This is a genomic window from Ferrimonas sp. YIN67, assembly GCF_057219095.1.
Genome location: NZ_JBXVVJ010000005.1, coordinates 200,469 through 222,759 on the forward strand (window position 1 = coordinate 200,469; position 22,291 = coordinate 222,759).

The following is a 22,291-nucleotide window of genomic DNA, read 5'->3' on the forward strand; positions in this document are numbered from 1 at the left end:
CCTTTACTCGAGCCCTTCGGCCTGGGCCGAAGGGATCCTGTGTTCGGTCAGTGCTGCATTTCGCTGCACCGACAATTGCCGATACATGGCCGGATCCACGTCGATAAACAGGGCATTCGCTTCGGCCAGTGTCACCCCTCTTGCCTCGGGGGCATCCAGGCACAGGCGCCCCTTGAGTACGCTTTTACGCCCCACATGACTTTCGCACCAGGCCTCAAAACGCAGGGGCGTTTTCAGCGGCACGGGTTTGCGATAGGTCACCTGCAGCTTGCCCGTCATGCTGGGGACGGATTTGGGGGCCTGAACGATGCCAAACAGCTCATCAAACAGGGCGGCGGTGAAACCGCCATGGACCAATCCCGGGCCCCCTTCGAAAGCGGCACTGTACTCCACTTCGGCCACCGCCAGGATATCATCACCCCGCTGCTCCATGAGATAGCGGGCTTTCGGGGCGACGGCATTACAGCTGCCACTGACCGGGGTAAAACAGTTCTGCGCCGGGCCGTAATCGTAGGCGCCATCCTGTTGAGCCCGGACATGGCGCATCCGTGGCGGGTGACCCAGCACCAAAGGCTCGGCCTTCTCCAGCAGCAGGGCCAGTCGGGCCAGGCTCTCCTCGTTCACCGTGTCGGCCACCAGATGCTGGTTGAGCCGGCGCAGCTGCTCGGTGATCTTGAGGCGAAGGTCGTTGGGCTGGATCATGCTGTCGAGCTCCCGATCACATCTGGGGCATGATGGCGAAGCCGTCACGCACCGGCGTCAGATCGGCGAAATGCTCGCCCATGGCGCTGTGCAGTCCCTCTGGCGTCCAGATCTCGCCGCTCTCGAAGGTTTTGCCCAGCACGGGGCGGTCCACGACGGTAACCTGCTTGCCCCACACCACGAACACCTGGCCGGAGATGTTCCCTGCCTGCGGACCACTGAGGTAGGCCACCAGAGGGCTGACGTTTTCCGGTGCAAAGGTATCAAAGCCCTCTTCCGGCTTAACGAAGAACTTGGCGGTGGGGCCCTGGTTGGTCATGTCGGTGCGGGCACGGGGGCAGATCACGTTAGCGGTGACGCCATAGTTCATCATCACCTGGGCGGCGCCCATGGTCATGGCCACAATACCCGCCTTGGCAGCGGCGTAGTTGGGTTGGCCGGCAGAGCCAAACAGGAAGGCCTCGGAGGAGGTGCTCACCAGGCGGCCAAACACCGGCTTGCCATCGGCTTTGCACTTGTTACGCCAGTACTCGGTGGCGTGCCGCATGTTGACGAAGTGGCCCTTGAGGTGAACGCGGACGACCGAGTCAAACTCCTCTTCTGACATGTTGAAGATCAGGCGATCGCGGCAGAACCCGGCGTTGTTGACCAGGATATTGACGTCGCCCCAGGTGTCGATGGCCTTGGCAAACAGGGCCTTGGAGTCGTTCCAGTCGGCACAGTCGCCGAAGTGGGCGATGGCTTCACCGCCGAACCCCTTGATCTCTTCCACCACGCCCATGGCGACCGCCTGGGCATCACTGTTGTGGCCCAGATCGTTGATCACCACGCGGGCACCCTGCTTGGCCAGCTCGATGGCCTCTGCGCGACCCAGGCCGCGTCCGGCGCCGGTAACGATGGCAACTTTTCCGTCCAATTGACTCATGATTCGCTCTCCTTGGCGGGGCGACTCTGCCCCGCTGATTCATTCTTAAATGGCCGACAGCCAGGTGGCGTTGTCGGCGCTTACAGGCGCTCGATGATGGTGCCGGTGCCCACCGAGGCGCCGCAGCACATGGTGATCAGGGCCGTATTCTTATCGGTGCGCTCCAACTCGTGGAGTGCCGAGGTGATCAAACGGGCACCGGTACTGCCGACCGGGTGACCCAGGGCGATGGCGCCGCCGTTGACGTTGACCTTATCCATATCCGGCTTGAACACCCGGGCCCAGGACAACACCACGGCGGCGAACGCTTCGTTGACCTCGAACAGATCGATATCACCGATGTTCATGCCGCTTTTCTTGAGCAGCAGTTCGGTCGCATTCACCGGGCCATCCAGCAGGTAGTAGGGATCGGCGCCGACCACCACATCGGTGATGATCCGGGCACGGGGCTTGAGTCCCCGGGCGATCGCTTCCTCTTTGCTCATCCACAGCACGGCGGCGGAGCCATCGGAGATCTGTGAGGAGTTGCCAGGGGTGTGGATCCCACCTTCGGCCACGGCCTTGAGTTGCCCCAGGGACTCCATGGTGGTCTGGCGCAGGCCCTGATCCCGGGTGACCAGCTTGGTTTCTCCGGTGGGCTTGCCATCTTCGCCGATGATGGGGGCAGTGACCGGAATGATCTCACGATCAAAATGGCCCGCTTCCCAGGCGGCGTGCGCACGCTGCTGGGAGCGTACGGCAAACTCATCGGCATCTTGGCGGGTGATCCCCCGGTTCTTGGCGATCCGCTCGGCGGAAGCAAATTGGTCCGGGGTGGAGTCCCAGGGCCAGGACTTGGGCAGGAAGAAGCCCGGGCCGTTGTAAACGTTCATGCCCAGGCCGACCCGGCTCATGGCCTCAACGCCGCAGGCGATCCCCGTGTCGATGGAGCCGCTACTGATCAGGGCGGAGATCAGGTGGTTGGCCTGTTGGGCCGAGCCACATTGGGCATCGATGGTGGTGGCGCCACCGTTATAGGTGCCCCCCATGGAGAGCCAGGCGTTGCGACACAGGTTGCCCGCCTGCTCTCCGGCCTGGGTCACGCAGCCGCCGATCAACTGGTCGATGTCGGTGCGCTCCAGGCCCGCTTTCTCCAGTACCCCGCGCATGGACAGAGCCAGCAGTTCGGTGGCGTGGAACCCGTGCAGATCCCCGACGATGGGTTTGCCTCGGGCGATGGGGGTACGTAGTGCTTCAACGATAACGGCTTCAGCCATTGGCTTGCTCCTTTACTTCCCTGGAAGGCCATCGGCGTACTGCCGAACAGTTGGCCATCGATTGAGTGGCGCTGGCTGCGTTGAGTGATCGTTACGATCAGGGAGCGGCACAGCGTCGCATGTTCACCACTCTAACGAGGGGGTGCCAGGGAAAAAATGGCAGGAGTTGGCCAGTCTCATTGACAGATTTGGCCAGCGTACTGAGCTGCTTTGTGCTGTCGAGGGTGAAGGCTTTACTGCGCGGCTATCTTCTTTGTCATGGAAGCCGGCCACCATATGGCCGTGTCGGGTTGAGTTAAGTGGCGGTTCTTCGGTCTGTGCCAATTTTAACGGGCGACGATGGCCTAGGGCGGAGAGAGGTCCTGGATCCCTAAACCAGGGATCACTCACCGTTCATAGGGTGTTGCACCGTTGGGAACGATGATGAAGGGAGGGAAGGAGAGCCCTGTCTCGGTTTCATCCTCTTAGTGTTAAGGATAAGGGGAGAGCGGTCCGGGAGGCTGTTATGTCATGGGGCGTGCGGGCGCCGGACCTTAGTCTTGGTCACCGCCAAGGTGAAAGTGAGGAGGGGGATCAAGGTGAAGAACTGTCAGATCAGAACAGAAGTGTAATTTTCTTACAAAATGGTTTTCAGATTACAATTTGCTGCTATAATGCGCTCAACGCTGAAATCAAAGAAAAAAGGAAACTGATATGTTTACTATGTTCAAACCTGCTCAATGGCTTACCCCCTACCAGGGCGTATGTCGCCTCTGTTACGCCGTGGCTGGTAGCCTGGTCTGTGCCGGCATTGTTGCTTCCCTGGCTCCCATCGTTTAAGGATGCGAGACCGCCTTTCTCGGTCAAATTTGTAGTTTTAGTACAAGGCTAAGGTTTGTCCCCCGGACCGGTCTGATTGAGATGAAGGTAAGGGAGTGCGCCACTCCTTAATGGGCTTGTTGTTCCCGACTGCCGGGAAAGCCCGAGGCGCGACCAAGGTGCTATGTTGGGTTATGCGAAAAAGAGTGCTCGCTGATCCAACTTGCCCACCCCCGCCCTCCCCAAACGGCTCTTCCTAACAGTGACTTTTCCTGCTGCCTTAAAAGCAGATGACAGGATGCTGCGCTCACAGAAGACAGAATACAGGTAAAGCAAAAGCCGAGGCTTCCTGCTTCTCTCTGCTTCTCTCTGCTTCTCTCTGCTTCTCTCTGCTTCTCTCTGCTTCTCTCTGCTTCTCTCTGCTTCTCTCTGCTTCTCTCTGCTTCTCTCTGACCGCATATGCACATGGGATCTTGGCCGGGTTTGGTCATTGTTTCAGGGATGACGGGGTGGCTATGCTGGCGACATGCCGTACTGCAGGCGCTGACCTGTCAGTGCAAAGCTCAGGAAAAGAAGAGAGTAGCGATATGACCCAGTACAACTTTGACGACGTGGCCGGTCTTAAGACCCAGATCAGCGATGACTTCGGTGGCTGGAGCGAGCCTGTGACCATAGATCAGGCCCTGATCGATGCCTTTGCCCAGTTGTCCGGAGACGATTACTGGCTCCATACCGACGTCGAAAAGTGTGCCAAGTACAGCCCCTTCAAGGGCACCATTGCCCACGGCTTCTTGACTCTGGTGCTGCTGCCGAAGCTGCGCACCGAGCAGCCGTTCGAAGTGGTCGGTTTTAACAACATGTTGAACGTCGGTTCGGATCGCCTGCGCTTTACCGGGGTGGTGCCGGTAAACAGTCAGATCCAGGCACGCAGTCGTCTCAAGGCTGTTGAAGCCACCAAGAAAGGCACCGCGGTGACTCTGGAGCAGCATGTCCATGTGGTGGGTCAGGAGCGTCCGGCACTGACTTACGAAATGACCTTTATGTACATGTGAGGCGATGACGGTGAGCGACCGGTTGGCTCGATGAGTCTGTGGTGAGCCCGTTAATGTGGAAAGCGGACCTTAGGGTCCGCTTTTTCCTGTGCTGGCTTTGCCTGCGGGGGAAGCTTGGGTAATCTGGCTTTATCCCCCCAAGGAACACTTAGTCATGAGATCGATGCAAAGTCCCAATGACAAGATCTGTCCCCGCTGTGGCCAGCGCTTTGCCTGTTGCGCCGATCGCCGGTGCTGGTGCATGGCTCAACCTGTGGGGTTGCCGTTGGATCGGGCCGCACGGGAGGAGGGGTGTCTGTGCCCAGAGTGTTTGCGTCGCGCGGCAATGGCAAGGGTGACGGAATAGCCGGGCAAAGAAAAGCAGGGGCGCTTCGCCCCTGCAACTTGCTCTTGGTGATCAGCTATTGGGTAGGGTATCCAACCAGTTTTTCAGCATCAGGGCGCGCTGCTTAAGCAGGGGAGCCAGCAACTCGGCGTTGTCACTGGCCTTGAGGCTCTCGTAGAGTGGGCCCGACTGCTGGGCATACTTCAGCTCCAGTAGCTGCTGGCTCAGTTGCTCGGTGCGGTCTAGGAAACGCTGCCAGGCCAGGTGTTCCTGCAGTAACTGATCCCGTGCATTCAAGGCCAGTCGGTTTTGTAACTGTTGATGGTAGTGGTCGATCTCTTCACGCCAGATCCGGGCACGGAGGAAGCATTCACTGGCTTGTGCGCCACCAAAGGTGCTCTCCAGGCAGGCAAGCTCAAGCACTTCGTGATGGGCTTCGAACGCGGCGACCGAGTCAAAGTCGCGCAGGGGGACCGGATGCGAGATAGGGGTGCCCCACAGGGGGGATGAGAGCCCACTGAGCAGGCAGAGCGTCAGGACTCTGATGATGATTCTCACGTTGTGATTTCCATTCTGTATTCGGCTTGACCTCGATGGGTCGATATTCGAGCCTTCCGTCCGGAAGACGTCGCCTTGGAAAATCCCTTTCTCAATTAGATATTTAGCGACAGTTCTTGCCTGTTTCTTCAGCCCTGAGTTGGATAAAAGGAGGTGCTCTACGGGCCGCAAACGCCACTGTAACTTGTCCGGTTTCGTCATTGTTTGGATTTTGCCTGCGAGTCAAAGTAGGTGACATGGATGGGACTGCTTCGATCGAGACTGGCGTCACTGGAACGGGCCGGTGACTTTGGTACCCGGTAAAGGGTAGGGGCAGCACGGGCGTTTGGGCCCGCAGGCAACAGGACAGGCATTATGCAGATCGACAACAGTTTGGAACAAAAGGCGCTGCGGCAGGAGTTAAGGGAGTACTTCGCCAAGCTGATCACCCCAGCGGTGCGTCAGGCATGCCACGGTAACGAGAGTGGTGACGAGTACATGCGGGTGATCCGCCAGATGGGCGAGGATGGCTGGCTGGCGATTGGCTGGCCCGAGGCCTATGGCGGTCAGGGGCGGACTGAGGCTGAGCAGTTGATCTTCTTCGAAGAAGCGCAGATGGCCGGTGCCCCTATCCCCTTTGTCACCCTCAATACTGTAGGGCCAGCCTTGATGGCCAATGGCAGCGAGGCGCATAAAGCGGAGTTTTTGCCTCGGATTGCCAAGGGGGATGTGCACTTTGCCATCGGCTACACAGAGCCGGGCAGCGGCACGGATCTGGCGTCGCTCTCCACCAGTGCGGTGAAGGATGGCGACGATTACATCATCAATGGCACCAAGGTGTTCACCTCCAGCGCCGAGGGAGCGGATTACATCTGGCTGGCGGCGCGCACCGACAAGGAGGCCCCCAAGCATAAGGGGATCACCATCTTTATCGTCGATACCAAGGCGGAGGGGTTCTCCTACGCCCCCATCTATACGGTCGGCGATGTGCGCACCAACATGACCTATTACGACAATGTGCGGGTCCCGGCCAAGAACATCGTTGGCGAGCTCAATGGCGGCTGGAAACTCATCACTTCCCAGCTTAACCATGAGCGGATCGGCCTGGCGGCGCTGGGGATCAACGCCATCGGGCACTACCAGCAACTGCTGAACTGGAGCCGGACCCCCAACGCCCTTGGGCTGCGCCCCATTGACGAGCCCTTTGTGCAGACCGCCATGGCCGAGGCCTATGCCCGCATCGAGGCACTGAAAGTCCTTAATGGCCGCATGGCCTGGGAGCTGGAGCAAAATCAGCTCAACCCGGCCTTTGCCTCGGCCATCAAGGTGCACTCCACCGAGTCGGTGATCGAGATCTATCGCCTGATGCTCGATGCCCTGGGCCCGGCGGGTCTGAGCAAGCATAAGGGCAGTGCCGATGTGCTCAAGGGGGCACTGGAGGAGGGCTACCGTAAGTGCCAGATCAACACCTTCGGCGGTGGGGTCAACGAGATCCTGCGGGAGCTGACGGCGATGTTTGGCCTGAGGATGCAGCGGGCTTCCCGCTGAGCTCACTCTCATTTTACGGGCACGGCCATTGGGCGGTGCCCGTTTTTTTATCTCCTCTTTCGATTAGGAAACCCACCATGTTAAAGAAGATCCTGATCGGCCTGGCGCTGTTGCTGTTATTGCCTGTTGTGGCCGTTGCCGTGTTGCTGATGCGACCCGAACCCATCGACCTCTCGCCCCTGCCTGCCCAGGCCCAGCAGGGGGCCCTGTTGGGCGAGCCCGTGGTGGCCAAACCCCTTACACCCCTGCTTCAGCCCCAGCACCCCCATATGGCAGCAACCGGCTACAGCGCCATGCACGCCGATCCCTTTAACTCCGACGTGCACCGGCCTGCCGGCCCGACCGGTTATGCCCCCCAGGTGCTAAGCCGTCAGGGACGGGGCGGCAGTGGCGGTATGTGCGTGGGCATGACCTTTCGTCGTGATGGCAAGGCATTCTTGCTCTGTGCCGGCCTGCGTGGTTTTCAGTTCCAACTGGTGGAGCCCGACACCTTGACCATATTGGCCCGGCACGATCTGCCCGCTCGTCCCAGTACCTGGCAGGCGATCGCCCATCGGGACATGAGCCTGATCAATCAGGACAGCTCAGGCGGCGCCTACTACTACCTGGATGATCAGGATCGGGTGGTGTTGGTGGACTCGCGTCAGCGCCTGGTGCGTCTGGCGGCACTCCAGGATGATACGGGCTGGCGGATCGTCGAGGAGGATCAGTGGGATCTGTCCGCTTACGTGCCCAATCGTTGTTTCTCCCTGGGCAATTGGAACCCGACACCGCAGCAGTGCGATCCGGTGACTGCCGCGCTGCCGGATATGGATGGGCTGATCTGGTGGATCACCCGCTACGGCCGTGTGGGAACGCTGGATCCAAGTACCGGTAATATCAAGGTACATCACTTGGTCGGTGAGGAGATCCAGAACAGCTTCGCGGTGGCCAGGGATGGGGTGTATATCGTCTCAGACCATGCCCTCTACCGTTTCCATAAGCAGGGTGACGGCACGCCTGAGGTGGACTGGCGCGAGTCCTATGATCGAGGCAGCAGCCAGAAGGTGGGGACCATTAATCAGGGCAGCGGTACCACGCCGACCCTGCTGGGTCGGGATTACATCACCATCACGGACAATGCCGATGAGCGCATCAATCTGCTGGTTTATCGCCGTGGTGCCGAGTTTGATGGCGAACGCCTGGTGTGCAGTGTGCCGCTGTTTGAGCCGGGGCGCTCGGTGACCGATAACTCGATGATTGGGTACGGCAACAGCATCATCATTGAGAATAACCATGGCTACCGCTTCGCCCGCCAGCCCCCCAAGGCCGGGGAGGTGGCGGGGGGGATCACGCGTATCGATGTGCGGAACGATGGCAGCGGTTGTGACACCGTCTGGCACTCGACGGAGCGTGCCCCCTCAGTGGTGCCCAAGCTCTCCCTGGGCAGCGGCCTGGCCTATTTCTATACCTTTGAACCTCAGTCCGATGGCGAGAACGCCTGGTATCTGATGGCGCTGGATTTTGAAACCGGTGAGACGGCTTTTAAGATCCATACCGGGGTCGGGAGCGATTTTGACAACAGCTGGGCCCCCATCAGCATTGGCCCGGATGGCACCCTCTATGTCGGTACCTTCAAGGGGATCCTGGCGATCCGTGATGGGGTGAGGCTGTAAGGAGGAGAGGCCTGATCCTTGCTCCGCAGGGGGGCATGGCGCAGCGTAAGCCAGCGGCTTTTTGTTACGAGCTGAGTTCGCGCCGCTTCGTGGCCAAGCCTCCCTACGAGGTCGGGCGTCGGGCGCTTTCTCCGGGCCAAAATTGCTAAAATAGCTTGATACTGGTACTTTTAGCGCCCATTTTTACCCCGTTCACCGACATTCAGGGCCGACGCCATGCACCAGTACGCCATCCTTGCCAATCCGGGCCATAACCGGATCTATTTCGATACCGCCATGGCCATTGCCCGCTCTGAGCTGGCGGCGATCAGCCTGGGTGCGGATGTGCGGATCACCGACTTTGTGGATGCCGATCTGGGCCTGCCGGCCAGCCTGGTGTTTCATACCGATAAGGCGCTGGATGAGGTGGCTCTCAAGGCCCTGGCGGGCGCTTCCATCTTCTATGCCCTGTTTGAAGTGGTGGACAATGGCCTGCTCAAGCCCATCAAGGTGCCCAAGATCTTTACCTTCCCAGAAAGCCTGAGTCAGATCCTCAAGTACACCGGCAAGACCAATGAGCAGTTTACCCGGATGATGATCAACCTGGCGGTGAGTGCTTGTGGCACAGCCAGCGGCCAGGCCAATGAAAAGCTGCGCCTGCTGGATCCCATGTGCGGCAAGGGCACCACCCTGTACGAGGGGATGATCCGCGGTTTCGATGTGGAAGGGATCGAGATCAACACCAAGTGGACCCTGGAGATCCAGGCCTACATCGTCCGCTTCCTCAAAACCGGCCGCTACAAGCACAAGATCACCAAGGAGAAGCGTACCGGGCCCGATGGCAAAAAGGTGGCCGATCTGTTTTCGGTGGAGACTGCGGCGGAGAAGTCGGATTACGCGGCGGGGGATACCCAGCAGTTTCGTCTCTATCCGGCGGACACCCGCAAGGCTAACGTGATCCTGAAGAAAAACAGCTTCGATATCCTGGTGTCCGATCTGCCCTATGGCGTGCAGCACGGCAGCAAAAGCGACAAGGATGCCAAGATGGATCGCAGCGCGTTGCAACTGTTGGAGGCCGCGGTGCCAGCCTGGCGCCATGCCCTCAAGCCCAAGGGCGCCATGGTGCTCTCCTACAACGAGTTCACCATGAAGTACTCTGAAGTGGCCCAGGTACTCGATGCCAACGGTTTTACCGTGCTGGACGAGGCGCCCTACAGCGGCTATCTGCACCGGGTCGACCAGTCCATCAACCGCAACCTGATCGTGGCGGTGAAACGGTAAATACGCAGCGGGCCCGATGGCCCGCTGTTTCGTTCTGGCGAGACGGTCACGCCCGCCAAAAGGGCGATGCGGGATCCACATGGGCAATGTTTTGTGTGCATGTGTCCCGTCAGTCTGGGGTTTCATCGGCCTGGCTATCCGGGTTCGATGTCCCCGGAGCCGCCGCTCGCCCTGCCGCCTCTCCCGTGTGAAGGCCGAAAGATGCTCCCGGTTGGCCATATTGGGAAACCGGGTGACGGCAATCGCTTCGAGTCCAAGGCGCTAAAATGATTTCGGGCACACGTTTGAGCCTGACTTGCTCCTTGTCCAGGAGGCCCCTTGAGCCAGTCACTTGCCGTTTGAATCGATGGGGACCATGATCACGGCAGGCGTAGGGAGGAGTGTATGGCTTTGTTTTTGTGGGCAGGCGTCTTCCTGTCAGTCCTGGTCTGGTCGGCACTGGATCCCAAGGATGGGTTTACCTGGTTCCTGGAAGTCTTACCGGCCTTGATTGGCGCCATTATGCTGCTGACCACCTATCGGCGTTTTCCCCTGACGCCTTTGCTCTACCAGTTGATCCTGCTGCACTGCGTGATCCTGATGATCGGTGGCCACTACACCTATGCCGAAGTGCCCCTGTTTGACTGGATCCGGGATGTTACCGACGGTGCGCGCAACAACTACGACAAGGTGGGGCATTTCGTCCAGGGCTTTGTGCCGGCCATCCTGGCCCGGGAGATCCTGCTGCGGTTGGCTGTGGTGAATGGCCGGGGCTGGATGAACCTGTTTGTGATCAGTGTCTGCCTGGCGTTCAGTGCCTTCTATGAGCTGATCGAGTGGTGGGTGGCCCTGCTGTCCGGCCAGGGGGCGGAAGCCTTCCTGGGCACTCAGGGGGATGTTTGGGATACCCAGTCTGACATGGCCCTGGCCCTGGTGGGGGCGATCCTGGCCCTGATCAGCCTGAGCAGGGTGCATGATGGGCAGCTGAAGCGGTTGAGCCAGGCCTCAGGGTAGTAAAAAGGGGCCTTTGGGCCCCTGCATGAAGCGCTTACTGTTGCCAGCTCAGATCCTGTGCCCGCTTCTCTACCGCCTTGAGGATATCGTACAGCCCCACCGTGTTGGCCTTGTTGGCCAGCCAGGTGGGGATCTTGCCGCCGGGATCTGTGTAGACCCAGTATACGGCCCGGGTCCGGCCATCCTCCATGGGGTAGAGCGCCCAGCTGCCATCACAGATCACCAGGCGTACCACTCCTCGTTTCTCCTCCGGCCCGAACTGGTTCATCTGGGTCCAGTAGCGGTAGTGCTCGCCGCTCTGTTCATCCACCTGGTTGACGATCAGCAGGGTGTAATCCCGCTTGCTGACCAGGGGCGGATCCACCTTGTGGTAGACGTAGGCCCGATCCTCCCCCTCGCTCTGGAGTACCTCGATATCATCGATGTAGGGCATGAACTGGGTGTAGCGCTCGATCTCTGTGATGGTGCGCCAGGCCTGTTCGACGGGGGCGTCGATCACCCCTTCGAGCTTCACCTCTTTGATCGCCGTACCCGGGACATCCCGGGTCCAGACGCTGTTTTCGCCCTTGCTTGAGGCCCGGGACCAGTTATCGCCTGGGGCTGGCTCGATGCGCGGCCCGGGATCCTGGGCAGAAACGGGCAGGGCCAGCAGGGTGATCAGCAGAACCGTGATGCGGCTTACCACAGCAGGATCCCTCCCCATACGATGGCCACCAGAACCAGGGCCAGGGAGACGGCGGCGGAGCCGATATCCTTGGCACGGCCGGACAGCTCGTGATGTTCGGGCCCGATCCGATCCACCACCGCCTCGATGGCGGAGTTGAGCAGCTCGACGATCAAGACCAGGATGACGACGGCGATCATCAGTACGCGTTCGAGCGCACTGACGTCGAAGGCGAAGGCGGCGGCGATCAGGATCAACGCCAGGAACAGCTCCTGGCGAAAAGCTTCCTCGTGACGGTAGGCGGCCTTGAGGCCTTGCAGGGAGTAGCGTCCAGCCTGAACAAAGCGGAACAGGCCACGCTTTTTGCTAACCGGTTGATTCATTGATGCGGTTCGATGGTGTGGTTTGGGATGTATCCAATGATACGCCAGATTGAGCAGGGAGACGGGATCAAATCTAGGGCTTGTTCAAGCTTGGCACAGCCAGAGGGCGCAATTGGAAGGAGGTTGGTGAGAAATGGGCTTGTCCGGTGGCAGGCCCAAGGCGTGGCGTTACTCGCCCCGCCTCAGTTGGCCAACAGGGAGATGGCAAACGCCTTGCTTTCTGCCTGGGCGGAGGCGGTGTGGCACTCCAGGGTCCACTGTTTTCCGGCCTGCTCAAAGGCAAAGCGGAACAGATCGCCATCGGGCAGCAGCTCGGTGACCTGGCTAGGCGGAGTGCTGCGCTGGTTTTCCACCAGATCCCGCAGGCAGATGGTGAGCTCATACCCCTCAAAGTAGAGGTTGGGAAAGGCACGCACCCTCAGGTTGCTGTCGATCATCCACCACTCTCCCTCGGAGATCCCGGTGTCGGAGACCAGCGTTGCGGTTCTAATCATGGTGATATCTTGTGCCTTGGCGGTAAAATCGCCACCAGCATATCTGAAGCGGGTTCGCGCGCAAGCTTTTTCTGTGTGAGCTGTGAGCTATCCCAAGCCTTGGTCGGGTCGTCGAAAGCCCCTGGTGGCGCGCTTTTCAGCGAGTTTGAGCCGAGTCCTGGCGACCGAGTTGCGAAACTCGTTCACCCCATTAGAGAAATTGCTCAAAACAAGATCGGAAGGGGCAAGACTGGCCTTGTCCCCGGGGGATCAGCGCTTGGGATCTTTTTTGCCAAGGGCGTGCTGCAGTCGAGCGATCTCCTGCTCGTAACTGGCCAGTGACTGCGCCTTGAGATTGTCCCTGTCCAGCGCCGCCATGTAGTCGCGGGCCTGTTCGGCCCAGCGTACCCTGGCTTCGGCCAGCTCATTCATGAACTTGATCGTCAGTACGTGCAGGTGGCCCGTGTCCGAGATGTGCCAGTTTCCGGTTTTCAGGGTGTGCTCACAGGCGGCCTTCATCTGACTCATCTCCTCCCAGGCCTGCTGCTCGATCCGATCGATCAGCCGCTCGGTCAGCCCGGCTTGCCCCCGATCGGCAAAGGCGAGCTGCAACAGGGTTTCGTACTCAAGGCGCAGGGTGCCACCGGCGCTCTCCAACCAGGCGGCGAGGGCTTTCCGCCCTTTGTCGTTGATCTGGTACACCCGGCGCGAGCGCTCACCCTGCTGCTTCACTTCACTGGCGGCCAGTCCGTACCTCTCCAGGTTTTTCACTTCGGTATAGATCCGGCTTTGGGCGCGGGGCCAGGAGGCGCGGACGAGGCTGTTTTGCATCACCTTGTTCAGCTCGTAGGCCGAGCAGCTGTGATTGCTCAGCAGGCCCAGCAGGGCGTAGGAGGTGGGGGATAACGAATTCATGTTTCACTTTACTCCACGTTGGAGTATAGATAATACTCCTATATGGAGTATTTGACTACCGGGACGGGATGCAGTGCGACGGTCGCTTTTTTCGTCGCTTCCCTCACTGACTGAGGAGAGGTTTTTTATGAAGAAGTGGTTGGTTGGGCTGTGTGCCCTGATCCTGCTGGGCGCCGGTCTGTTACAGAACGACAGCGTCCGCAATACCCTGGTTGCCCTGACGCTGCCGGAGTTCCCCAAGTGGCCCGAGCCGCAAAGCCGCCTGGTGAACGGTGATCGGGGCACCATCTACTATTCGACCGCCTCCCCCTTTGATCTGGATGTGATCTTCGCGGGCATGAGCCAGGCGCTCCCCACCACGGGCAAGGGCTATTTCTCCATGCCGGAGGGGATCAGCGCTGAGGATCCTGTGCCGGCCATGGTGATCCTTCCCGCCAGCGGCGGGATCAAACCGGGACGGGAGCACGAATACGCCCAGTTGCTGAATCGGCATGGCATCGCCGCCTTTGTGGTGGAGTATTACGAGCCTCGGGGGCTGACCAACGACAGCAACTACCTGCTCCGGATCGCCTCGGTCACCGAGTTTGATCTGGTCACCGATGCCTTTGCCGCGCTGAAACTCCTCTCCACTCACCCGGCCATCGACGGCCATCGGATTGGGGTGATGGGGATGTCCTACGGCGGCTTGGCGGCCCGCATGGCGATGGATGATCGCTTCCGCCAGGTCCTGACCCCGGATCTGCCAGGCTTCGCCCTCCATGTCGATATCTACGGACCCTGCTATCAAGATCTGCAAACCACCCGGACCAACGGCGCGCCCCTGCTGACCCTGCGGGGCACCGAGGATGCTTCCAATGATCTGGTGGCGTGCCGACAGCAGGAGCAGCAGCTGCGCGATCTCGGCGTGGTGGTGGATTCCCGGATCTATGAGGGGGCCGGGCACTCCTGGGAAATAGAGGCGCCCCGCGCCTTGGGGGAGGATTACCCCTATCTGCAAGGCTGTGAGATCCGTTACAACGCGGCGGGGATCGGCCTGCTGAATGGTGAAGTGATCGCTGAGTACGAGCCCGGTGCCAGCCGCACGGAGCGGATTGCGGCACGGCTCTCCAGCGGTGGCAAGTTCAACGACTGTGTGCACCATGGCTACATTGTCGGCCGGGACGAGAAGACCCGGCAGCAGGGCTATCGGGATCTGCTGGCGTTTCTCGGTCGAAACGCATTTTCGCTGCAGACTGTGCACTAGCCGATAAGGGCTGGGCGCAGCCTCCGTGCCTGGCCGCACGGTGCAGGGGCGAAGCGCAGAGACAAAAACGCCGCAACCTGAGTTGCGGCTTCTGCGTGCGATTTGGTCCCGGGGGACTTCAATTTTCGGGTGTGTTTGAAGGGATCTCATCCCCACTGGCCCAGGCGTCGTGCAGCGCCCCCTGGTACTTAGCCCTTAGCACCTAGCCCTTAGCTCTTAGCACCTAGAACCTGCCCTTCCTAGTACCTAGCACCTAGGATCTAGGTCCGAAAAGCCCAAGCCTGGGAGCACTCACCGTTCGTCGGGGGTACACGAGCCGGAATCATGATTCAGGCTATCAACCGGCTGTGGTTCTCTCTGACCGATCGAGGATTGGTCTCTTTCGGGAGCAACCAGTGCCTCAGTTCAGCCTCCCACCGGGCTCGGCCGGGTCCCCGTTTATCGGAGCGCCCCAGCAGTTGCATCAGGCCGTACGCGTACTGCTCGTAGAGCGCAGGATCCTGGGGATCGCAGCCGTCATCATCACACTGGATCAGTGAGCCCCGGATGTAACAGCAGACCATGGGGGCCCGGTCAAAGGCCCGATCCGAACTCAGGGCGGCGATCTGGCCCTTGAAGTAGTCGCGATGACGAGATGCCACCCCTTGGTAAAGCTCCACTTGCTGAGCTGAGGCTTGTGCCAGGATCTCCGGGTTGGGCATCAGCCGCTGCAACACGAAGCGCTGATGATGAAGCAGATCCCATAGGACCCAGCACTGATGCAGCACGAACGCCTCCAGGGGCGTGTCGCTGTGTGCCATAAAGGTTTTGGCCTGACTGAGTGCCTGCTCGTATCGGTATCGGCATAGGGCCAGGATCAGATCCTCTTCCGTGGGGAAGTGGTTGTAGATGGTGCCTCGGCTGATGCCGCTGGCCTGCACCAGATGCACCCGGCGCAGGGTGAAGGTCTTTTGGCCCTGCAGCAGTCGCTCTGCAATACCGATCAGGTAGTGATCCCGTTTTTTCCAGTCGCTCATCGCGGTCTCCTAGCATCCGCTCCCGGATGGGCATTGTGAGTCACAAAACGAGCTTAGTGTTTCGCCTCAAGTCGGTAAATCGAGTTATCCTCATGGCGATATGAACTTTCTCAATGCCTCATGTTAAAGATCGAACTGCTGGAGAGCTTTATCGCCGTGGCAGAGTTGGGCAGCTTGTCCAGAGCGGCCGAACAGCTTTGTCGTACCCAGTCCGCGGTCAGTTTGCAGCTGAAACGTCTCGAGGAGACCGTCGGCCAGCAGCTGCTGAGTCGGGACAATAAAGGGACCCGCCTGACCCCGGCCGGTACACGCTTGCTCACCTATGCGCACCAGATGGTCAAGCTGAACCTTGAAGCCCTGGATGATCTCAGTCATGGCGAGCAACGGGAGGTGATCCGTCTGGGACTCCCCACGGACTATGTGGTGCGTTACCTGACCACCTCCATCCTGGAGTTTATCCGTGAGTTTACGGCCATTGAGCTGGTGCTGGACACGGACGTCAGTGGCAACCTCTATCGACGCCTGGAGCAGGGTGAACTGGATCTGGTGATCGGCACCCACTGGGAGCCCCAACCCAATGCAGAGATCCTGGTGGAACGCCATTTTCACTGGGTCGGCAAGAAGGGGGGCAGCGCGGTGAACCGGCGCCCTATCCCGCTGGCGCTCTATCCGGAAAATTGCCCCATTCGGGCCCAGGTGTTTGCCCATCACCACCTGAACATGACACCGGTTCGGGCGGTGCTTTCCACCCCCTCACCGGAGGCGATCTGCCTGGCGGTGGAGCACGATCTGGCCATTGCCCCCATCGCCGATTTCCGCATTCGTGACACCATGGAGCTGCTCGACCCCGAGGAGAACGGACTGCCCCGTCTGCCCGCTTTTAATGAAGCGGTGTACCTGGGTAAAACCGAGCCTACTCCCGCCATTCATCAGCTGATTGAGTTGCTGCGAACCCACCGACAGGCGATTGTCGGAGAATAAGAAACGGCGCCTCGGGGCGCCGTTTTTGATGCTGTTGATCAGTACTTTGTCTTGGTCAGATCGCAACGGATTGCTTCCCCCCGCATCGCCGGGGTGTCCGCACGGGCCGAGGACTCGCACAACCGGGTGGTGCCGTAATCGTTGCGCTTATCGTGGGCGTTAGAGCGGGCCCAAACGGTCACGATCGCTTTCTGCTCCGGGTTGGCGTGACAGTCGGCGCCGTTGTAGTTGAAGGCGTGGATGGTGTTCTGATGGAAGTAGGCTAGATCATCCTTGTGGGGCGAGGTGGCGGTCCAGAACATCGCTTCGTTATCCATTCCCCCGTCGAACTCCACCTCCCGAATGGTGTCGGTTTCGCTCAGGGTCTTCACCAGCGGGCTGTTTTCCCGAATGGCAAAGTTCTGGAACTCATCGGCGCAGGCGGGCTCCCGAATGGTGTAGTAGATCTCGGAGATGGCGTGGTTGTGGTAGGGGTAGAAGGAGTCGATGCGCTGGGCCACCATGCCCACCTCAGCCCCCACCTTCTCGCCGTTGATCGCGTCGATCCGCAGCAGGCCCCAATGGCCAAACACTTCGGCATAGGCGTAGCTGCCTCGGGTCTTGGCAAAGTTGCGCTGGTTGCGCTCGCTCTCCTCGGCGTACATCGGGAACCAGCCCACCGAAGCCCAGAGGTTGGGCAGGGCATTGGCGCTGACATCAAAGGGAAAAGCCCCAGGCATCACCATGTCATCGCCGGTCACCATCTTGGCGAAGTGTCGGGTGAACTCGCGACCATAGGCCTGGACCTCCGGATCGCTGACCTTCTCCTTGAAGAAGGTGTCGAAGCTGGTGCGGCTCAGCCACTGGGCAACGGGGGAGTGGGCCTCCAGCTCACCGCCGGGGCTGTAGATCCAGTCCACCTCTTCCCGGGCGCCAAAGCAGGCCTTGGCCTTGTCGGGGTTTTGGATCACCGCATAGAGGTGTTTGACCATCAACTGCATGTCGCGCTGATCCATGATGCACTGGTACTGCGGCCCCTGAAGATCATGGGTGTTGGTTTCCACCATGCTTCGATCGGAGTTGCGGCAGTGGCCGTCACTGGTGCTGAGGGCGATGGCGTAGCCCTCAAGGTAGGTCAGGGTCTCCTGCCAGAGCAGATCAACATATTGTTGCTCCTTCGCGCTGTATTGGGCGGGTGCCTCCAGACAGGTGAAGGTGGCGTTCTCAATCTCGTTGCTGTCGAGAAAATCGGGGAGGGGCGCTGACAATGCGCCGGGACTGCACAGCAGGGCAGTCAGCAAAAGAGGTTTATTCATAAGGCTATCCATGCGGCAATAACGGTGGAAGGTGGAAAGAGGAGCAACACCGGACTCTTCGGGAGAGTGGAATACGCCCGGTGTGCTCCAGTGTCGGTCAGGGCCCGCTGCAGGGGGCCCTGAACCCTCAATTACTGCTTATGAGCGGGGTATTTGAAGGTGTGGCACTGGTCGCACATCGGCGGCTTGGTGCCGTGCTCGGAGTGACACTCGACACAGGGGATATCTTTTCCATAGTGCAGGTTGTTGTGTGGGTTCTGCCACTTCTCCTCTTCCGGCCGGGCGGTTTGCTGTGCCAGGTCATCCAGATCGTGGCAAACTTGGCAGGCATCGTCGGCCGGGTAGCCCTTGGGGGCGCCCTGGTGGCAGGTTTTACAGTCCAGTCCCGCCTCCTTATGCCAGTCTCGGAACTCAAAGGCTTGCGCGGACAGTGCCGCAGTGCTCAGTAACAGGGTGGAGAGCATCAGTGTGATAGTGCGTTTCATTGGTTGGTTCTCCCTACGCCTTGCCTGCGGCTGCAGTGCGTGCCGCCGTCATACCCATGACCATGCACTCCGGAATGGAGCAGCTACCCAGTCGGCTGACGCCGTGGATCCCTCCGGCCACTTCCCCCGCTGCCAGCAGACCCTTGATGGGTTTGCCGGTCAGTGAGTCCATCACCTGCGCCAGTTGGTTGATCTTGGCGCCGCCCTGGCAGTAGTGCACCTTGGGCCACAGGCGAACCACCATAAAGGGCGCCTTGATCTGCTTGCCCTTAGCCTTGCCCATCGGCTTGCCAAACTGCTCGTCCACCCCGCTGTCGACGTAGCGGTTGTACTCCTCGATCTGCGTTTTCAGCGGCTTCAGCGGAACATCAAAGTGCTTGGCCAGGGACTCCAGGGTGTCGAACTTCCAGCCCACGCCGTACTTGAGCACTTTCTGGCAGTTCGGGTGCTGATCGGCGTCGTGATAGTGGGTGATCATCAAGGGCGGAACCGGTTTGCCTTCGGCATCACGATTGGCCAGCTGGGCATCGGCCCGGGTCTTACGATCAGCGATCTCGTTCATAAAGCGCTGGCCGGTCATCCGGTTGATGGCGATGGAGTGGGGGAAGTTGAAGATGGAGTAGTTGGAGACGTAACCGAATCCCCCCTCATCCGGAGAGGCCCAGGGGCCCGACTGAATGTGGGCCAGGTGAACCGGCACCGCACCGATGCGGAACATCTCCAGCATCGCTTCGCCGGTGGCGCCCTTGATGTTGGTGCAGCCAACGTCGGCGGTCAGGGTTGGGTCCTGAGCCATGCGCAGGGCGATGTTCTGGGAGAAGCCCCCGGTGGCCACCAGTACGCCCTTGCCCGCTCTGATATTGAGGGTTTCGCCTTCGGAGACTTTACGGTCGGCGTAGTAGCGGGTTTCAATGGTGACCCCCTCGATCTCGCCCCCTTTACCGCGGATAAAGCCGCTCATCCGGCAGCGGTTGTGCATCTCCACACCCAGTTTGACCGCCAGCTTGTACAGGGGTTGAGTGATCCCTGCGCCGCAGGCGACGGTGGTCTGGTAGGTGCGGGGGGCACTGTGGCCGCCCAGTTGCTGCAGGTAGGGCAGGTACTCGGCCCCGGCATCAAAGGTCATCTGCAGTGCTTCGTTGGCGTGTTCGGCCACATGGCGCAACAGGGCTTCATCGGCGATCCCCCGGCCGGATCTGAGCTGATCCGCCACCATACGATCGACGGAATCTTTGACGCCCTCTTTCTGTTGCATGGGGGAGTTGGGGACGGCAAACAGACCGCCATTGATGGAGGAGTTGCCACCGAAGGTGGGCATCTGCTCGTAGATGGCGACGGATTGGAGCCCTTGGCGCTTGGCCTCAATGGCGGCGGCGAGGGCGGCAAATCCGGATCCTATGATGACGAGATCGTAGCTTTGGTGCCAATCGGTACCCTTGGGGCCGCGGTCAGCGGCCAAACTGGAGGCCGTCATGGCAGCCAGGCCGGTGGCCCCGATCCCTTGTATCAGATTACGGCGAGTGCGGTTAACAGTGTTCTTCCTCATTGGGGGTGCCTCGTAAATGAGTGAGTCACTGCAGATTAGGGATGGAATCGATTCCAAACTGTGGAAGCGGCGGATCTATCCTCTGAGAAGGGAGTGTGGCGTTGCAAAACTGTTAAGTGGGTGGCGATTAGTTGTGAGGATCAGCGATTGGGCATGAATTGGAGCGGGGGACAAAGCGGGAGCCTGGCCGCGGAAATTCAGAGGAAAAGGAGAAAGTTTTTTCTTGGATACGAAAAAGCCCCGAAACGTTTCCGTTTCGGGGCTTTCTCTGAGTTTGGTACCGGGAGGGGGACTTGAACCCCCAAGGTGTCACCACCGGCGGATTTTGAATCCGCTGCGTCTACCAATTCCGCCATCCCGGCTCAGTGGGTTGCATTATATAGAACGAAACCGGCTCGGCAAGCCCTTTGCGTTCAAGTGGGCGATTTCTGCGCATCTTCCCCGCTTTGGGTTTGATAGACTGCGGATCCACGATACAGCAGGGAGTGCCGATAGATGTCTTTTGCCAATGCCCCCCGGGCGGGATTGGGCCGCCGAATGGCGGCCTGGATGTACGATTTTATGGTGGCGCTGGCGGTGTATATGCTGGCGGGAACCGTGCTGTTCGCCCTGTTTTCCGCCCTGGTCGGAGCCGGAGTGATCGATAAGCAGGGGCTGGAGCACACTTCGGATCTGCTGCAAGCCAGCGGCCTGTGGCTGACCCTTAACGAGGTCGGCAAGCTGGCGGCGGTGATCGGGCTGTTTGTCTACAGCTGGAGCAAGAGCGGCCAGACCCTGGGGATGCGGGCCTGGCGCCTGCGGGTTCAGCGTCGTGATGGCGGCTTGATGAGCCGCCGACAGGGGCTCTACCGGGCGCTCTATGCCTTTGGTGGTTTGGCCAACCTGAGTCTGCTCTGGGATGACGAGGGACTGGCGATGCATGATCGTCTCAGTGGCTCTGAGGTGGTTGAGCTGACTTTGGAGCAGAACCGGGCGCTGATGGAGAAGCGCCGTTGAGCGCACGGCTGATCGGTTAAGGGGGCCGCGCCAAGGCGAGGGCCCGGGATAATCACCTGGAGATATGATCTTAAATGCAAACCGTCATGGTACAGGGGCAGCCTTTAGTGCCTCAGAAGATCCTGTGTGTCGGGCGTAACTATCACGCCCACATAGCCGAGATGGGCAGCGAAGTGGCCGAGCAGATGGTGGTCTTTGCGAAACCCAACAGCGCCATTGGCACATCGCTGCCAAGCGAATTTGCCGGAGAGCCGGTGCATTTCGAGGCGGAGCTCTGCTTCCTGGTGCGGGACGGCCGCCTCTCCCATGTGGCCATCGGGCTGGATCTGACCCTGAGGGCCACTCAGCGAAAGCTCAAGGCCAAGGGGCTGCCCTGGGAGCGGGCCAAGGCGTTTAACGGCTCGGCCCTGTTCAGTGAATTTGTCCCTTTGCCGGCGCGCCTGGAGGGGCTGGCGCTGGAGCTGCGGATCGATGGCGAAGTGGCCCAGCAGGCCCCCATGGATCTGATGATCTACACCCCTGAGGCGATCCTGGCTGAGATCCAGACTTTTATCACTCTGGAGGACGGCGATATCCTGATGTCCGGGACGCCGGCAGGGGTGGGGCCTGTGCCGTCGGGGGCGCGATTTGAAGGCCGGGTATTGGCAGGCGATCGGGTCTTGGTGAGCCAGAGTTGGCAGGCTTCGTAGGTTAGATCAGCCGCGCAGCGGCGTGATCTGACGTTTCCGTCTCGGCTTCGTAGGTTAGATCAGCCGCGTAGCGGCGTGATCTGACTCTCCCGTCTCGGATCCAAAGCCATGTCAGCTTACGGGACTGCTCCGTAGGTTAGATCAGCCGCGCAGCGGCGTGATCTGACGCTCCCGTCTCGAGCCCAAAGCCATGTCAGCTTACGGGACTGCTTCGTAGGTTAGATCAGCCGTGCAGCGGCGTGATCTGGCGCTCCCGTCTCGAGCCCAAAGCCATGTCAGCTTACGGGACTGCTCCGTAGGTTAGATCAGCCGCGTAGCGGCGTGATCTGACGCTCCCGGTATCGAGCCCAAATCGATGTCAGCTTACGGGACTTCGTCCCTAAGCTAACCTACGGAGCTGGGCGCTTCGTAGGTTAGATCAGCCGCGCAGCGGCGTGATCTGACAATCCGGAATTGAGCCCAAATCGATGTCAGCTTACGGGACTGCGTCCCTAAGCTAACCTACGGAGCTGGGATCGATGTCAGCTTACGGGACTCCGTCCCTAAGCTAACCT

General features: G+C 60.0%; 23 protein-coding genes and 1 tRNA gene. 11 read left to right on the forward strand and 13 right to left on the reverse strand.

Features of this window, described 5'->3' with window-relative positions:
- Positions 1-3 precede the first annotated feature (3 nt).
- The 3 genes from AC2D8U_RS12775 to AC2D8U_RS12785 form a co-directional block, all read right to left on the reverse strand.
- Positions 4-702 carry a PaaI family thioesterase gene (locus AC2D8U_RS12775; RefSeq protein ID WP_484619452.1) on the reverse strand — a complete coding sequence of 233 codons (699 nt, stop codon included), beginning with the start codon at positions 700-702 and terminating at the stop codon, positions 4-6.
- Between the two features lie 16 nt (positions 703-718).
- Entirely contained in the window at positions 719-1,627 is a 909-nt protein-coding gene (locus AC2D8U_RS12780; protein WP_484619453.1) for an SDR family NAD(P)-dependent oxidoreductase, read from the reverse strand.
- Positions 1,628-1,707: 80 nt separating this feature from the next.
- Positions 1,708-2,883: a steroid 3-ketoacyl-CoA thiolase gene (locus AC2D8U_RS12785; protein WP_484619454.1), complete on the reverse strand. Its 1,176-nt coding sequence runs from the start codon at positions 2,881-2,883 to the stop codon at positions 1,708-1,710.
- Positions 2,884-3,576: 693 nt separating this feature from the next.
- Here AC2D8U_RS12785 and AC2D8U_RS12790 point away from each other — a divergent pair.
- The 3 genes from AC2D8U_RS12790 (at position 3,577) to AC2D8U_RS12800 (ending at position 5,079) form a co-directional block, all read left to right on the forward strand.
- Positions 3,577-3,702 (forward strand): hypothetical protein, encoded by a 126-nt coding sequence (locus tag AC2D8U_RS12790; protein ID WP_484619455.1) that lies wholly within the window; start codon positions 3,577-3,579, stop codon positions 3,700-3,702.
- A 566-nt stretch (positions 3,703-4,268) separates the two neighbouring features.
- Positions 4,269-4,733 (forward strand): MaoC family dehydratase, encoded by a 465-nt coding sequence (locus AC2D8U_RS12795; RefSeq protein WP_484619456.1) that lies wholly within the window; start codon positions 4,269-4,271, stop codon positions 4,731-4,733.
- A 154-nt stretch (positions 4,734-4,887) separates the two neighbouring features.
- Positions 4,888-5,079, forward strand: coding sequence for a cysteine-rich CWC family protein (locus AC2D8U_RS12800; protein ID WP_484619457.1), 192 nt, complete (start codon positions 4,888-4,890; stop codon positions 5,077-5,079).
- 51 nt (positions 5,080-5,130) lie between these two features.
- Here AC2D8U_RS12800 and AC2D8U_RS12805 read toward each other — a convergent pair whose 3' ends face one another.
- Positions 5,131-5,616 carry a hypothetical protein gene (locus tag AC2D8U_RS12805; RefSeq protein ID WP_484619458.1) on the reverse strand — a complete coding sequence of 162 codons (486 nt, stop codon included), beginning with the start codon at positions 5,614-5,616 and terminating at the stop codon, positions 5,131-5,133.
- A gap of 354 nt (positions 5,617-5,970) precedes the next feature.
- On the opposite strand from AC2D8U_RS12805, the gene AC2D8U_RS12810 reads away from it, so the two are divergent.
- From AC2D8U_RS12810 to AC2D8U_RS12825, 4 genes are all read left to right on the forward strand, one after another.
- Positions 5,971-7,143 (forward strand): acyl-CoA dehydrogenase family protein, encoded by a 1,173-nt coding sequence (locus AC2D8U_RS12810; protein ID WP_484619459.1) that lies wholly within the window; start codon positions 5,971-5,973, stop codon positions 7,141-7,143.
- Positions 7,144-7,220: 77 nt separating this feature from the next.
- Entirely contained in the window at positions 7,221-8,798 is a 1,578-nt protein-coding gene (locus AC2D8U_RS12815) for a hypothetical protein (protein ID WP_484619460.1), read from the forward strand.
- A 216-nt stretch (positions 8,799-9,014) separates the two neighbouring features.
- Positions 9,015-10,058 carry a TRM11 family SAM-dependent methyltransferase gene (locus AC2D8U_RS12820; protein ID WP_484619461.1) on the forward strand — a complete coding sequence of 348 codons (1,044 nt, stop codon included), beginning with the start codon at positions 9,015-9,017 and terminating at the stop codon, positions 10,056-10,058.
- A 384-nt stretch (positions 10,059-10,442) separates the two neighbouring features.
- Positions 10,443-11,051 carry a DUF2238 domain-containing protein gene (locus AC2D8U_RS12825; protein WP_484619462.1) on the forward strand — a complete coding sequence of 203 codons (609 nt, stop codon included), beginning with the start codon at positions 10,443-10,445 and terminating at the stop codon, positions 11,049-11,051.
- 34 nt (positions 11,052-11,085) lie between these two features.
- On the opposite strand, the gene AC2D8U_RS12830 is transcribed toward AC2D8U_RS12825, so the two are convergent.
- The 4 genes from AC2D8U_RS12830 to AC2D8U_RS12845 all read right to left on the reverse strand — a co-directional run bounded on the left by AC2D8U_RS12830 (position 11,086) and on the right by AC2D8U_RS12845 (position 13,486).
- Positions 11,086-11,736 (reverse strand): START domain-containing protein, encoded by a 651-nt coding sequence (locus AC2D8U_RS12830; RefSeq protein WP_484619463.1) that lies wholly within the window; start codon positions 11,734-11,736, stop codon positions 11,086-11,088.
- Entirely contained in the window at positions 11,730-12,098 is a 369-nt protein-coding gene (locus AC2D8U_RS12835; protein WP_484619464.1) for a diacylglycerol kinase, read from the reverse strand. Before AC2D8U_RS12835 ends, AC2D8U_RS12830 begins: the two co-directional genes overlap by 7 nt.
- Before the next feature lie 182 nt (positions 12,099-12,280).
- Positions 12,281-12,592 carry a hypothetical protein gene (locus tag AC2D8U_RS12840; protein ID WP_484619465.1) on the reverse strand — a complete coding sequence of 104 codons (312 nt, stop codon included), beginning with the start codon at positions 12,590-12,592 and terminating at the stop codon, positions 12,281-12,283.
- 249 nt (positions 12,593-12,841) lie between these two features.
- Positions 12,842-13,486, reverse strand: coding sequence for a PadR family transcriptional regulator (locus AC2D8U_RS12845; protein ID WP_484619466.1), 645 nt, complete (start codon positions 13,484-13,486; stop codon positions 12,842-12,844).
- A gap of 127 nt (positions 13,487-13,613) precedes the next feature.
- Here AC2D8U_RS12845 and AC2D8U_RS12850 point away from each other — a divergent pair, with 127 nt between their 5' ends.
- Positions 13,614-14,729, forward strand: coding sequence for a dienelactone hydrolase family protein (locus AC2D8U_RS12850; protein WP_484619467.1), 1,116 nt, complete (start codon positions 13,614-13,616; stop codon positions 14,727-14,729).
- Positions 14,730-15,058: 329 nt separating this feature from the next.
- Here AC2D8U_RS12850 and AC2D8U_RS12855 read toward each other — a convergent pair whose 3' ends face one another.
- On the reverse strand, positions 15,059-15,745 hold the full coding sequence (locus AC2D8U_RS12855; RefSeq protein WP_484619468.1) for a TetR/AcrR family transcriptional regulator: 687 nt from the start codon (positions 15,743-15,745) through the stop codon (positions 15,059-15,061).
- Positions 15,746-15,865: 120 nt separating this feature from the next.
- Here AC2D8U_RS12855 and AC2D8U_RS12860 point away from each other — a divergent pair, with 120 nt between their 5' ends.
- A complete protein-coding gene (locus AC2D8U_RS12860; protein ID WP_484619469.1) occupies positions 15,866-16,726 on the forward strand; it encodes a LysR family transcriptional regulator in 861 nt (286 codons plus the stop codon).
- 38 nt (positions 16,727-16,764) lie between these two features.
- Here the strand turns inward: AC2D8U_RS12860 and dddY are convergent, their stop codons facing one another.
- The 4 genes from dddY to AC2D8U_RS12880 form a co-directional block, all read right to left on the reverse strand.
- On the reverse strand, positions 16,765-18,021 hold the full coding sequence (gene dddY / locus AC2D8U_RS12865) for a dimethylsulfoniopropionate lyase DddY (protein ID WP_484619470.1): 1,257 nt from the start codon (positions 18,019-18,021) through the stop codon (positions 16,765-16,767).
- A 131-nt stretch (positions 18,022-18,152) separates the two neighbouring features.
- Entirely contained in the window at positions 18,153-18,506 is a 354-nt protein-coding gene (locus AC2D8U_RS12870) for a cytochrome c3 family protein (protein ID WP_484619471.1), read from the reverse strand.
- Between the two features lie 13 nt (positions 18,507-18,519).
- Positions 18,520-20,052 carry an acrylate reductase flavoprotein subunit ArdA gene (gene ardA / locus AC2D8U_RS12875; protein ID WP_484619472.1) on the reverse strand — a complete coding sequence of 511 codons (1,533 nt, stop codon included), beginning with the start codon at positions 20,050-20,052 and terminating at the stop codon, positions 18,520-18,522.
- 275 nt (positions 20,053-20,327) lie between these two features.
- Positions 20,328-20,414, reverse strand: a tRNA-Leu gene (locus AC2D8U_RS12880).
- A 133-nt stretch (positions 20,415-20,547) separates the two neighbouring features.
- Between AC2D8U_RS12880 and AC2D8U_RS12885 the strand changes: the two genes are divergently transcribed.
- Together AC2D8U_RS12885 and AC2D8U_RS12890 are read left to right on the forward strand one after the other, a co-directional pair.
- Positions 20,548-21,048, forward strand: a complete 501-nt coding sequence (locus AC2D8U_RS12885; protein ID WP_484619473.1) for an RDD family protein — start codon at positions 20,548-20,550, stop codon at positions 21,046-21,048.
- A gap of 74 nt (positions 21,049-21,122) precedes the next feature.
- Positions 21,123-21,737 (forward strand): fumarylacetoacetate hydrolase family protein, encoded by a 615-nt coding sequence (locus AC2D8U_RS12890; protein WP_484619474.1) that lies wholly within the window; start codon positions 21,123-21,125, stop codon positions 21,735-21,737.
- Positions 21,738-22,291 lie beyond the last annotated feature (554 nt).